Below are 12053 nucleotides of genomic sequence, written 5' to 3'. Positions count from 1 at the left end.
AAGGCCCTCCCCTCCCCCTTTACCGCCGGCCCGGCGTGCATTATGGCTCTTGCGCCATGAAATTTCACGTCACCACCATGGGCTGCCAGATGAACGTCGGCGACGGCGACTGGCTCACCCGCGCCCTCACTGCGGAAGGCTTCACCCCGGCCCCTGATGAAGAGGCCGAACTCTTTATTCTTTTTACCTGCTCGGTGCGCGACAAACCCGAGCAAAAGGTCGTCAGTGAGATCGGCCGCATCGCCGACCGGCATCGGGACAACCCCAATGCGTTTATTGCCGTCGGCGGCTGCACCGCCCAGCAGCTCGGCACGGCCCTGTGGCAACGCTTTCCCATGGTGCGTCTGGTCTTTGGCACCGACGGCATCGCCGCCGCGCCGCGCGCCATGGCCCGGCTGGCCGCCGAACCCGGCCTGCGCCTGTCGCTGCTCGACTTCACCGAATCCTACCCCGAGCGCGACCAGTCCTGGCCGCAAGACAACCTCCCTCCCCGAGCCTTTGTCTCCATCATGCAGGGCTGCGACAACTACTGCTCCTACTGCATCGTGCCCTTTGTGCGCGGCCGGCAAAAATCCCGCAGCCGGCCCTCGATCATCGAGGAATGCACCAGCCTGGCCCAGCGCGGCGTGCGCGAGGTGACGCTCCTTGGTCAAAACGTCAACAGCTACGGCCTGGATGCATCCGGCGACGGGACAGGCTTTGCCGCGCTGCTTGACGCCGTGGCCGCCGTACCCGGCATCGAACGCATCCGCTTCACCACCTCGCACCCCAAAGACCTGGACGATGCGGTCATCGCCCGGTTCGCCTCCCTGCCCGAACTGTGCCCGGCGCTCCATCTGCCTGTGCAGTCCGGCTCCGACGACATCCTGGGCCGCATGGGCCGGCGCTACGATACGGCCGCCTATCTGACCCTGATCGAAAAGCTGCGCCGCGCCCGGCCTGACATCGCGCTGACCACGGATTTCATTGTTGGCTTTCCCGGCGAAACCGAGGCCGATTTTGCCGCCACCCTCGATCTGGTGCGCAAGGTAGGATTTGAAAGCGGTTTCTCCTTCATGTACTCTGACAGGCCGGGAACAGCCTCCGAGCGGCTGGAGCCAAAAATCAGCCAGGAGGTGAAGTCCGCCCGGCTGGCCGAACTCCAGGCTCTCCTCGACGAACGTCTGGCCGCCTCCCTGGCCGCCCGGGTCGGACAGACCGATACCGTGCTGATCGAGGGCGTCAGCCGGCGCGACGGTCCGTCAGGGCCTTCCTGGCGGGGCCGCGATCCTGGCGGACGCATCGTCAACCTGACCCTGCCCGGGTCACAGGACGCCACTGGCCGGCTGGTGCGGGTGCGCATCGTCCAAGCCAAAAAGCACTCCCTCATCGGGGAGGCGGAGGCCGACCATGATTGAAATGAAAGTCTTCGGGCTGGCCCTGGATGAAGATTCCCAGGTGCCGGTGCTGATCCTCAAGGATTTGGAGGAGAAAAACGCGCTGCCGATCTGGATCGGGGCCATGGAGGCCATGGCCATCTCCCTGTCCTTAAACGACGTGGAGCTGCCGCGTCCCATGACCCACGACCTGCTGCTGACCATGATCCACAAACTCGACGCCCATGTGGTGGCCGTCCATGTCACGGAACTGACCGAGGGGACCTACTACGCCGACATCGAAGTCGAAGTCGAAGGCGGCATCCGGCGCATCGACAGCCGCCCCTCCGACGCCATCGCCCTGGCCCTTCGAGCCAAGGTCCCGATCCTGGTGGCCGAAACGGTCATGGAGCAGGTGGCCAAGGAATCCAAGGAGGCCTCGGTCGTGGCCTTTTCCAGCGACGACTCGGACAAGTGGACGGAGTTGCTCGAAAAATTCGATCCAAACGACACCAAATACAAGATGTGAACATGATTGACCTGCACACCCACACCACCTTTTCCGACGGGGTCCTCATTCCGGCCGAACTGGCCAGACGGGCGGCCAAGGCCGGTTACCGGGCCATGGCCATGACCGACCATGCCGACCACTCCAACCTCGATCTCATCGTCTCCAACATCAGCCGGTTTGCGGCCGAGACCGGGGCGTTTCTCGGGGTAACGGTGCTGTGCGGCGTGGAGATCACCCATGTGCCGCCGCCGCTTATTCCCCAGCTCATAGACCGGGCCAGGGCGGCCGGGGCGCAGCTTGTCGTGGTCCACGGCGAAACCATTGTGGAGCCGGTGGAAACCGGCACCAATCTGGCGGCCATCGAGGCCGGCTGCGACATCCTGGCCCATCCGGGACTGATTACGCCGGAAGAGGCCGAACTGGCCGCCGAACACGGCGTGGCCCTGGAAATCACCACCCGCAAAGGACACAGCCTGACCAACGGCCACGTGGCCGTTCTGGCCCGGCGTTTCGGGGCCAGACTGGTCATCAACAACGACGCCCACGAACCGGGCGATCTGGTCAACCAGGAACGTCGCAAAAAGGTGGCCCTGGGCGCGGGACTGACGCTCGAAGAATATCTGCAAGCCGAGTCCAACTCCCGCGACATCGTTTCCCGCATCCTTGGCCGGGGGCGCGCCGACTAGCATTGCCGCCGCGCCATGCGTTTCATGGACGCCACACAGGCACAGGCTCACTCCCCGCCAACGATCCCGCCTCAATTTTCCGCAACCTCCTGCGACGCGTTTCATTTTTCAAGGACATGGCCCGGACCAACACTCCGGGCCATGTCCTTTTCATCACAATACCCACCACGCTCTTTGCAAAATGCGCGTATCCCACTTGAGCGCTTTCCTCTTCCAGCCAACCTCGAATGGAGAAAGCATCGAACGATCTCCCCATACTCTTTTTGATGAAACAGCTAAAAGGGGGCATCCTCGTCTCCGCAGGCTCTTGACCAAGACGTGGAACCTTACTAAAGAATATGTTAATCAAATAGAGTCTTCCCTGGCTATATGTTAGCAGCTTGAATTTCATTCCTTTATTTTAAAATATCATGGATGCACGGGAGAAACCTCACTATTTTGAACTGAATAAGCACAACGCCAGCGAGAGGAGACGCATCATGGCCAAACACCTGCATGTCCCGTGTTCCCGCGTCCTGGCCGTATCGTCCGTCTTCACACTCTGCCTGCTTGCAGGCTCTGACGAGAACAACGACAGAGGGAGGAGACGCATTATGCTCAAATACCCGCATGTCCCGTGTTCCCGCATCCTTGTCATATGGTCCGTCCTGACGCTCTGCCTGCTCGCAGGCTTGGTGCAACCTGCCAAGGCAGCGACCTGGAGCCTTCTCACACCGTCGCCAACCGGCAACACCCTCTACGATGCTTACAGCCCCGACGACGGCGCCACCATGTACATTGTGGGCGACGGCGGCCTGATCCTCAAAAAAATCGGCGCAACCTACAGCCAGATGGAGTCGGGCACCCTCGCCCCGCTCAAGGGCATCCACGGCCGGGGGCCAAACGACATCTGGGCCGTGGGCGGCAGCCAGGCCACCGGCGCCAACACCGACCCCATACGATCCGTGTTGCTCCACTTTGACGGAACAGGCTGGTCGGCCACCACACCGCCCACCTATTCCTCGTATCCCGATCTCTACCCTGTCAATGACGTCTGGGTCTCCTCCACCGGCCAAGCCTATGCCGTCACCAGCGTCTCCGGCGCACCGGTCAAATGGAATGCCGGGCTGGCCAAATGGGAATTCGAAAACGTCACGATACCGGCCGGCAAACACAGCGACTATACACTGAGCGCCATTTACGGTTTTGCCGACGACGACGTCTACGCCGTTGGTTCCTATGGCACTATCCTGCACAGGGACAACAACGGATGGACTATCGTTGCCCAGTATGAATCTTCGGGGTGGATGACTACCAACCTGCTGCAAACTGTCTGGGGACCGTCTGCCGCTGCCGTTTTCGCCGGCGGCAACTACGGCCAACTCTACCGGTTGCAGCCCTCGGTTTCTTCCGACTGGGCGCAGGTCAACCAGGGTGACGGTTCCTGGATGACCCCGGTCAATATGCTGGCCATGCATGGCACGGGTCCCAACGACATCTGGTTCGTCGGAGCCGGCGGGGCCATTCAGCACTGGACCGGAAGCATCGACAATCTGACCAAATTCACCGACGAAGCGGGCAAGACCCGCAACACCCTCTGGCCGAACGGCGATGGGCAGTACTTCTTCGGCGGCTCTCTCGGGTTGATGGAGCGTTTCGATCCTACCGGCGGGACCCGCCAAACCCTCAATACCCCCCCAGCCGTCAATACCCCCTGGAAGACCGCCGTCTTTTCCGGCTATCTCTGGCTCGCCCCGCAGTATACCGACGCGGCCACCGGCATTTACGCCTGGGATGGCGGCCGGATGACGAAGCACCCCATTGCCGGCTTGCCGGATAATTCCAGCATCAAGACATTCAAGGCCTTTTCTCCCACGGACATGTGGTTTTCCTCCATTGATTACGGGACGTTCAACGCCACCATCAAACGAGGCAACGGCACAGCCTGGACCGATTGGACCATCCCGGGCACGGGCGGCTACAGCGCCATCCTTGATGTGGCCAAGACGGCCTCCAGAGGCTACGTTGTCCTCGTAAACAGCAATGCGGCAGGCCAGCCCTGTGTTGTCGGCAGCGAATTCCCGACCTGCCTGCAAGGCGGATCAGAAGTTTACCAGTACGCCGCCCTGGCGGCCTCGCCCAACGGCGACGTCCACGCCGTGGGCAAGGGCGGACAGGTGGCCCTGTGGCGAAATGGGGCCTGGAGCGTCTCCATCGTTGGTCCAAACGGCGATGATCTGACCGCCGTGGCCGCCGCCAACGGCATGGTCGTGGCTGTCGGCGTCAATGGCAGCGCCTTTTATTCCACCGACGGCACGACCTGGCAGCCGGTGGCCGGCATTCCCCGCCAAGTGGCTTCCGACCCCAGCGTTCCGCTCGAATTCTTCACGGCTGTCACCTACGCCGGGGACGGCGTTTTCTGGGCCGCGCTCAACACCTCCAGCAGCTATACCGACGGCGGCAAGGGATTTCTCTACCGCATCCAAAACGGTACAGGCGCCCTGGTCCAGGGCGGTTTCTCCAGCCCTCTAAGCGGTCTTGGCGCTTCGCAAAGCCAGTCGGCCGCCTTTGCCGTGGGCGACAACGGCGTCATCTGGACCACGAATCCCAATTTCAAGGAAAGCGCCGCGACCACAACAAATCCCAGTATGTACCTGCTCCTGGACAATTAGCCTCCGGTCGGTCGCCGTGGCGGGTGCGTCCCAGCCACGGCGACCGACCCCGTAATTCCCCCGCCTTGCCTCCGCCTGCCGGCCGTCTTATAAGCAGCCTATTGCTGGAACTTGTTCAAAGGAGCACCCATGACCAGAATCTTCGGCGCCCTTGCCATATTGCTGACGCTTTTTGGCCTTACCGGCTGCGGCTACAACCAGATGCAAACCAACGAGGAAGCGGTCAAAGCCGCCTGGGGCAATGTGGACGCCGCCCTGCAACGCCGCCTGGACCTCATTCCCAACCTCGTGGAAACAGTCAAAGGCTACGCCAGCCACGAAAAAGACACCTTCACCGCCGTCACCGACGCCCGTTCCAAGGCCGGACAGATCAAGCTCACCCCGGAAACCCTGGCCGATCCGCAAGCCATGGCCGCCTTCCAGCAGGCGCAAGGCCAGATGCAGTCCGCCCTGTCGCGCCTTTTAGCCGTGGCCGAGAACTATCCGCAACTCAAGGCCGACCAGAACTTCCGCGATCTCCAGCACCAGCTCGAAGGCACGGAAAACCGGATCAACGTGGCCCGGCAACGCTACAACCAGACCGTTGAAATCTATAACAGCTCCATCCGCACCTTTCCCAATTTCATCACCAATTCGCTCATGCTCCATTTAAAGCCCAAGGAATACTACAAGGCCGATGATGCGGCCCAGACGGCCCCCAAGGTCAAGTTCTAGCCTGATGCGCGAACGCTGGGAGGCGGCCCGGCCGCAGCCCGGCCCAAGGAGCGATGATGCGACGACCCTCGATCAAAGCCGCCGCCGCGGCGCAAATCCTCCCCTCTGGCCAGGGTCCGATCGGAGCGAAGCGGCTAGGGAGATGGCCCGGGCTGGCCGGCCTTGGCGCCCTGTTCGCCGTCCTGGCTCTGCTCGCCGCCACGGCCCTGGCCCTTGGCGTGCCCCGCCTGCAGGGACGGGTCAACGACACGGCCCGTCTCCTCTCGCCGGATGCGGCTGCCCGCCTGGACAGCCAACTCGCCGCCTTCGAGCGCACCGACTCCACCCAGGTGGTGGTGCTGACCATCCCGTCCCTGGAGGGCGAGCCGCTTGAGGACTACAGCGTCAAGGTCGCCCAGGCCTGGGGCATCGGCCAGAAGGGCAAGGACAACGGGGTGCTCCTTTTGGTCAGTAAAAACGACCGCAAAGTGCGCATCGAGGTGGGCTACGGCCTGGAGGGCCGCCTCACCGACGCCCTGACCGGACGCATCATCGACAACGCCATCGTGCCGGCGTTTAAGGCCGGCAATTTCGACGCCGGCATCGAAGCCGGCGTCAAGGGCATCATCGAAGGTTCCCGCGGCGAATACACGGCTCCCCCGGAAACCGAAAAATCCTCCGGCCATGACGACAACGCCTTTTTCGGGCTGTTTATCCTGGCCATGATTCTGACCGCCCTGCTTTCCGGGATGCCGGCCCTGGCCCGGGCCGGCATCTTCGGCGTGGCCCTGCCGGTCCTCGGGGCTTTTTTTGCCCTGCCCCTGGCCATGCTGGCCCTCCTGCTCGTGGGCGGCGTCGTGCTTGGCCTTGTCGGGCCGTTTCTCTTTCGGGGCGGACGCGGCGGCGGCGGCGGTTTTTTCATCGGCGGCGGTGGCACGTCCGGGGGCGGCGGCGGATTTTCCGGCGGCGGCGGCTCGTTTGGCGGCGGCGGCTCGTCGGGAAGCTGGTAGGAGATGACCATGCGAAAGCTTGTGGATACGTTTTTATCCCCGGCCGACCGGGATGCGATTGTGGCGGCGGTTGGCGCGGCCGAGAAGCGGACCTCGGCCGAGTTCGTGCCCATGGTGGTCGGGGCCAGCGACGACTATCCCAAGGCCGATCTGGCCTGTGCCGTAGTTGTCGGGTTGACCGCCGGCCTGCTCCTGTGTCTGGCCTTCGGCACGCGCAACATGTGGTTTTTTCTCCTGTTCTTTGGCCTGTTCGCCCTGGTCGGTTTTGAGGCGGCCAAGCGCCTTCCGGCCGTAAAGCGTCTGTTCGTCGCCCGGGACCGGGCCTGGCGCGAAACCCGGCAGGCGGCCCAGGCCGCCTTTATCAACCATGGCCTGACCGAGACCAAGGCCCGAAACGCGGTCCTCATCTATGTCTCGGTCTTTGAGCGGCTGGTGGTCCTGCAGCCCGACACCGGCCTGGTCGGCAAACTTGATGCCAAGGTCCTGGATGCGGCCACCGCCGCCCTGACCCAAGGCATTGCCCAGGGCCGCCAGACCAAGGCCCTGACCGCCTGTATCGACACCCTGGCCGAACGTCTCGCCCCGCACTTCCCGCCGGCTGCTAACGACACGAACGAACTGAAGAACCTGATTCTCCTGTGACGCGCCAGCGTCGCAATTGACGCCAAATTTGCTGCGTCCAGGCGTTGCATTCGCTGTGGGCTGTGGCATAGTTGGCTCCAAACTCGGCAACCCGGTGGGACCACCGACCGGGTTTTCCAAGGAGGAGTCATGGATCAGTATCACGAGCCTGTCGCCGAACTTTCGCCCCTGGATCGGGATTTCGTCCGGGCGCTCTCGAGCCTCAAAGAAGAAATCGAAGCCATCAACTGGTACCACCAGCGGGTGGCGGCGGCTTCCGATCCCCAGATCAAGGCCATCATGGCCCATAACCGCGACGAGGAAATGGAACACGCCATCATGGGCCTGGAATGGTTGCGCCGCACCATGCCGGGCTGGGACGCGGTCATGCGCACCTATCTCTTCACCACCGGCGACATCACCGCCCTGGAGGACGCCGCAACAAGCGAAGGCGTAACCGGCGAAGCGCCCCAGAACGCCCGCTCCGCCGGCTCCGGTTCGCTTGGCATCGGCAGCCTCAAGGGAACCCGCTAACCACGTTTGGGAGACGCATCGTCCTGGACGGCCGGACTGTGTGCCAGGTTGGAACCCGCTCCAGATACGGCAGACGCAGTGTCCCGGACCGCCGGACTATGCGCCAAGTGGAACCTGCTAACCACGCATGGGAGACGCCATGGATATTTTAAAACGCGATCTCGCCCCGATAACCGCCGCCGCCTGGCAGGCCGTAGACAGCCGCGCCCGCCAGACGCTCACCACCATGCTGTCCGGCCGCCGGGTGGTGGACGTCGCCGGCCCGCTTGGCTGGGAATTCGCTGCCGTGCCGCTGGGGCGCATCGAATACGCCAAGGCCCAGTCGGTCTCCGGCATCACCTACGGCCTGCATCAGGTCAAGCCGCTCGTCGAGGTCAAAGTCCCCTTCACCCTGGACATCGCGGAAATCGACAATGCGGCCCGGGGCGGCAAGGACATCGATCTGGCCGCCCTGGACCAAGCCGCCGAAAAGCTGGCCCGGTTCGAAGAGGAGGCCCTTTACCATGGGTTTGCCCCGGCCGGCATCAAGGGCTTGTCGGAAGTCTCCAGCCAAACCCGGATGCTGGTTTCGGGCGATCCCGAGGACATTGCCGACAAGGTGTCCAAGGCGCTCACCGCCCTGCGCAAGACTTCGGTCGAGGGTCCCTACGCCCTGGTGGTGGGACCGGAAATGTGGGTGGCCCTTTCCGGCCACGTCCGGGGCTACCCCTTGTCCCAGTATCTGGAAACCATGCTTGGCGGTCAGGTCATTGTCAGTCCCTTTATCGAGGAGGCCTACGTCCTCTCCACCCGGGGCGGCGACCTGGAAATGACCCTTGGCGGCGATATTGCCATCGGCTACGCCTCCCACGACACCGAGAAAGTGGCGCTGTTTTTCCTGGAGTCCTTCACCTTCCAGGTGCTTGATCCGACCGTGGTGGTGCGCCTGGATTTTACGGCCGAGAAATAACACCTGCCCCCGGCTCAGGGCGATGCAGACATGCCGGCCGGTTCCAATCACCCCAGTCGCCCTGGTCAGCCGTCGGCCGAGCATGTCTGAAAGGTACACAGGCCTCCCTGGCCGGGCAGACGGGCGCGTCCTGTCCGGCCAGGGTCGAAGCCGTCTCCAAACAACAGGGCAGAAACCTCTGCTACGCGCGCGCCCATGCGCCGGCCTTCCTGTCTCATTCTCGGACTCCGCCATCCCGGATTGACGCACCCGGCATGGCACTGTCAGCCAAACGGCCGGCCCGACGCGCTGCCCAGTCGGGCACAGGAGCAGGCCCCTCCCTCACCAAATTTTCATCACAATTATCTGAAATACAAAAACAAAACAACTTGAGTCCCAAATTGTCCCAAACAATCACGAAACTTAATTCCGTGATCCTTACAAAGCTAATTATCCACTATTATTAATGTTAAAAGAAACACTACTCACACGAAAAAAATAATTTGCGTGTGAGTAAGATCCGCCTTATTGTCTCCTCAAGCAACAAGGGTTCGCCACATAGCCGTCCCCAAACAAACTTCAATCGCCCAAGGAGGCCGCACCATGAAAGTCAGCGCCCGCAATCTGATCCCCGGCACCGTCAAGAAAGTCACCATCGGCATGGTCAACGCCGAAGTCGTCATCGAAGCCGCCCCCGGCGTCGAGATCGTTTCGGTCATCACCAAGGAATCCGCCGAGGCCATGGGCATCAAAGCCGGGGCCAAGGTCAAGGCCATGGTCAAGGCGTCCAGTGTCATGATCGTCTCCGAGTAATTAAAACTCTTACCCCAAAAGGATAACTCCCATGAAAGTCAGCGCCCGCAATCTGATCCCCGGCACCGTCAAGAAGGTCACCATCGGTCTGGTCAACGCCGAAGTCGTTGTCGAAGCCGCCCCCGGCGTCGAGATCGTTTCGGTCATCACCAAGGAATCCGCCGAAGCCATGGGGCTCAAGGCCGGGGCCAAGGTCAAGGCCATGGTCAAGGCCTCCAGCGTCATGATCGTCTCCGACTAGGCATTCCCCTGCCAATGCCGAAAGCCCGGCCGCAACGCCTGTTGCGACCGGGCTTTCGTGTGTCCGCCGGGCTGGGGAAAAAGACGGGTCAGATGCCCGCGCCGTCGCGGATAAGCACGCCGCCAGGACCTTGCTGGGCAATGCGCGCCCCGGCCGGAACGTCGTCCACCACCCAGACATTGCCGCCGATGACCGCACCCTTGCCAATGGTGATGCGCCCCAGGGCCGTGGCCCCGGCGTAGATCACCACATCGTCCTCGACGACCGGATGGCGGGCAATGCCCTTGACCAGCACCCCGGCCTCATCCTTGGGAAAACTCTTGGCCCCAAGGGTGACGCCCTGATAGAGCCGCACGTTGTCGCCGATGATGCAGGTCTCGCCGATGACCGTGCCGGTGCCGTGGTCAATAAAAAACCGCCGGCCGATGGTGGCCCCGGGGTGGATGTCGATGCCGGTGCGGGAATGGGCCATCTCGGAGATGATGCGCGGAATGAGATCCACGCCAAGCTTGTGCAACTCATGAGCCACCCGGTGGTGGGTGAGCGCGGTCAGGCTCGGGTAACAGAAAATCGTCTCGCCGGGGGAACGCGAGGCCGGGTCGCCCTCATAGGCGGCCTGGGCGTCCTCGGCCAGGGCCTCGCGGATGTCGGGCAGGCGCATGAGGAAATCCCCCACCAGCCGCTCGGCCCGCTCCTGGCATTCCTGGCAATTGCCGGCCTCGTTTATTTCGCAAAAAAAACAGTGTCCGCGCCGGACCTGATCGGTCAGGAGCTTGTAGACCGCGTCCAGGCTGGCCCCGATATGAAAGCGCATATTTTCCGGCGCGACGTCGGAATGGCCGAAATAGCCGGGAAAGATCGCGCCGCGCAGCCGTTCCATGACCTCTTCCAGGACCGCCACCGACGGCATGGGCTCGTCATGCAGCGGCCGATGGTAGACCTTCTGGTAGGAGGCCTCCTCGCACAGCATTTCCGTGACCCACTCCACCGGCGTACGCCGTTTGGGGCGGGGCAGCCGGATCGAATCGGCAGGCATCAGACCCCCTCGGTAAAAAGCGGCGTGGAGAGATAGCGCTCCCCCGTGTCGCAAACGATAAAAACGACCACCTTGCCGGCATTCTCCGGGCGCTTGGCAATCTCCAGGGCGGCATAGGCATTGGCCCCGGACGAGATGCCGCACAAGATGCCCTCCTCGCGCAACAGCCGCCGGGCCATGGCCATGGCCGCCTCGTTTTCCACGGTGAAGACTTCATCCACGAGGCTTCGGTCCAAGACCTCGGGAATAAAACCCGCGCCAATGCCCTGGATGGCGTGGGGCCCCGGCTTGCCACCGGACAGCACCGGCGAGGCGGCCGGTTCCACGGCCACGGCCCGAACTGCCGGCTTCTTGGCCTTGAGCGCCCGGGCAACGCCGGTAATGGTGCCGCCGGTGCCAACGCCGGCCACAAAGATATCCACTGCGCCGTCGGTGTCTTCCCAGATTTCCGGGCCGGTGGTCTGGGCATGGGTATCCGGGTTGGCCGGATTGGCAAACTGCATGGGCATAAAGGCCCCGGGAATCTCGGCCACGAGTTCGCGCGCTCGTTCGACCGCGCCCGTCATGCCCTTGGCCGCCGGAGTCAGCACCAATTCGGCCCCAAATCCCTTAAGCAGGGTGCGCCGCTCCACGCTCATGGACTCGGGCATGGTTAAAAGCAGCCGGTAGCCGCGCACCGCGCACATAAAGGCCAGCCCGATGCCGGTATTGCCCGACGTCGGCTCCACCACCACCGTGCCTGGCCCGACGCGCCCCTCGCGCTCGGCCGCCCGGATCATGGCCACGCCGATCCGGTCCTTGACCGACGAACACGGATTAAACGATTCCAGCTTGGCCGCCACCCGGGCCGAACAGCCCTCGGCCAGCCGTGTGAGCCACACCATGGGCGTCGCGCCCACCAGTTCGGTCATGTCATTGTATACGTGCATGATGACTCCTGTTGCCCGGACGCAGCCCTGGAGCGTTGCCAGGAC

The 12053-nt window shown here is 63.0% G+C and carries 13 protein-coding genes; 11 read left to right on the top strand and 2 right to left on the bottom strand.

Features of this window, described 5'->3' with window-relative positions; genetic code table 11:
- Nucleotides 1-56: 56 nt before the first annotated feature.
- From miaB to NY78_RS18520, 11 genes are all read left to right on the top strand, one after another.
- Entirely contained in the window at nucleotides 57-1397 is a 1341-nt protein-coding gene (miaB, locus tag NY78_RS18570) for a tRNA (N6-isopentenyl adenosine(37)-C2)-methylthiotransferase MiaB (protein WP_043639397.1), read from the top strand.
- Entirely contained in the window at nucleotides 1390-1884 is a 495-nt protein-coding gene (locus tag NY78_RS18565; protein ID WP_043639395.1) for a bifunctional nuclease family protein, read from the top strand. Before miaB ends, NY78_RS18565 begins: the two co-directional genes overlap by 8 nt.
- 2 nt (nucleotides 1885-1886) lie before the next feature.
- On the top strand, nucleotides 1887-2552 hold the full coding sequence (locus NY78_RS18560; RefSeq protein WP_043639392.1) for a histidinol phosphate phosphatase domain-containing protein: 666 nt from the start codon (nucleotides 1887-1889) through the stop codon (nucleotides 2550-2552).
- Between the two features lie 593 nt (nucleotides 2553-3145).
- Nucleotides 3146-5203 carry a hypothetical protein gene (locus NY78_RS18555; RefSeq protein WP_043639389.1) on the top strand — a complete coding sequence of 686 codons (2058 nt, stop codon included), beginning with the start codon at nucleotides 3146-3148 and terminating at the stop codon, nucleotides 5201-5203.
- A gap of 129 nt (nucleotides 5204-5332) precedes the next feature.
- Entirely contained in the window at nucleotides 5333-5917 is a 585-nt protein-coding gene (locus NY78_RS18550) for a LemA family protein (protein WP_043639387.1), read from the top strand.
- 56 nt (nucleotides 5918-5973) lie between these two features.
- A complete protein-coding gene (locus tag NY78_RS18545) occupies nucleotides 5974-6906 on the top strand; it encodes a TPM domain-containing protein (protein WP_231584040.1) in 933 nt (310 codons plus the stop codon).
- Nucleotides 6907-6915: 9 nt separating this feature from the next.
- Entirely contained in the window at nucleotides 6916-7548 is a 633-nt protein-coding gene (locus NY78_RS18540; protein WP_043639384.1) for a TPM domain-containing protein, read from the top strand.
- Nucleotides 7549-7677: 129 nt separating this feature from the next.
- Nucleotides 7678-8061: an encapsulin-associated ferritin-like protein gene (locus NY78_RS18535; RefSeq protein ID WP_043639381.1), complete on the top strand. Its 384-nt coding sequence runs from the start codon at nucleotides 7678-7680 to the stop codon at nucleotides 8059-8061.
- Between the two features lie 139 nt (nucleotides 8062-8200).
- Nucleotides 8201-9010 (top strand): family 1 encapsulin nanocompartment shell protein, encoded by an 810-nt coding sequence (locus NY78_RS18530; protein ID WP_043639379.1) that lies wholly within the window; start codon nucleotides 8201-8203, stop codon nucleotides 9008-9010.
- 582 nt (nucleotides 9011-9592) lie between these two features.
- Nucleotides 9593-9802 (top strand): TOBE domain-containing protein, encoded by a 210-nt coding sequence (locus tag NY78_RS18525; protein WP_043639376.1) that lies wholly within the window; start codon nucleotides 9593-9595, stop codon nucleotides 9800-9802.
- 31 nt (nucleotides 9803-9833) lie between these two features.
- Complete coding sequence (locus tag NY78_RS18520; protein WP_043639373.1) at nucleotides 9834-10043, top strand: TOBE domain-containing protein; 210 nt, start codon at nucleotides 9834-9836, stop codon at nucleotides 10041-10043.
- Between the two features lie 88 nt (nucleotides 10044-10131).
- Here the strand turns inward: NY78_RS18520 and epsC are convergent, their stop codons facing one another.
- Complete coding sequence (epsC, locus tag NY78_RS18515; RefSeq protein WP_043639370.1) at nucleotides 10132-11079, bottom strand: serine O-acetyltransferase EpsC; 948 nt, start codon at nucleotides 11077-11079, stop codon at nucleotides 10132-10134.
- Complete coding sequence (cysK, locus tag NY78_RS18510; RefSeq protein WP_043639367.1) at nucleotides 11079-12008, bottom strand: cysteine synthase A; 930 nt, start codon at nucleotides 12006-12008, stop codon at nucleotides 11079-11081. The genes epsC and cysK overlap by 1 nt, the downstream gene beginning before the upstream one ends.
- Between the last annotated feature and the right edge of the window lie 45 nt (nucleotides 12009-12053).

The organism is Desulfovibrio sp. TomC, assembly GCF_000801335.2.
Lineage (GTDB): Bacteria > Desulfobacterota > Desulfovibrionia > Desulfovibrionales > Desulfovibrionaceae > Solidesulfovibrio.
This window is presented reverse-complemented; position numbering and strand designations above follow the sequence as displayed.

Bases quoted from the DNA above. Each gene is read 5' to 3' on its own strand.
- epsC (WP_043639370.1), bottom strand. From the start codon at position 11,079: ATGCCTGCCGATTCGATCCGGCTGCCCCGCCCCAAACGGCGTACGCCG.
- NY78_RS18560 (WP_043639392.1), top strand. From the start codon at position 1,887: ATGATTGACCTGCACACCCACACCACCTTTTCCGACGGGGTCCTCATT.
- NY78_RS18530 (WP_043639379.1), top strand. From the start codon at position 8,201: ATGGATATTTTAAAACGCGATCTCGCCCCGATAACCGCCGCCGCCTGG.
- NY78_RS18565 (WP_043639395.1), top strand. From the start codon at position 1,390: ATGATTGAAATGAAAGTCTTCGGGCTGGCCCTGGATGAAGATTCCCAG.
- miaB (WP_043639397.1), top strand. From the start codon at position 57: ATGAAATTTCACGTCACCACCATGGGCTGCCAGATGAACGTCGGCGAC.
- NY78_RS18525 (WP_043639376.1), top strand. From the start codon at position 9,593: ATGAAAGTCAGCGCCCGCAATCTGATCCCCGGCACCGTCAAGAAAGTC.
- NY78_RS18545 (WP_231584040.1), top strand. From the start codon at position 5,974: ATGCGACGACCCTCGATCAAAGCCGCCGCCGCGGCGCAAATCCTCCCC.
- NY78_RS18555 (WP_043639389.1), top strand. From the start codon at position 3,146: ATGCTCAAATACCCGCATGTCCCGTGTTCCCGCATCCTTGTCATATGG.
- NY78_RS18550 (WP_043639387.1), top strand. From the start codon at position 5,333: ATGACCAGAATCTTCGGCGCCCTTGCCATATTGCTGACGCTTTTTGGC.
- cysK (WP_043639367.1), bottom strand. From the start codon at position 12,008: ATGCACGTATACAATGACATGACCGAACTGGTGGGCGCGACGCCCATG.
- NY78_RS18520 (WP_043639373.1), top strand. From the start codon at position 9,834: ATGAAAGTCAGCGCCCGCAATCTGATCCCCGGCACCGTCAAGAAGGTC.
- NY78_RS18540 (WP_043639384.1), top strand. From the start codon at position 6,916: ATGCGAAAGCTTGTGGATACGTTTTTATCCCCGGCCGACCGGGATGCG.
- NY78_RS18535 (WP_043639381.1), top strand. From the start codon at position 7,678: ATGGATCAGTATCACGAGCCTGTCGCCGAACTTTCGCCCCTGGATCGG.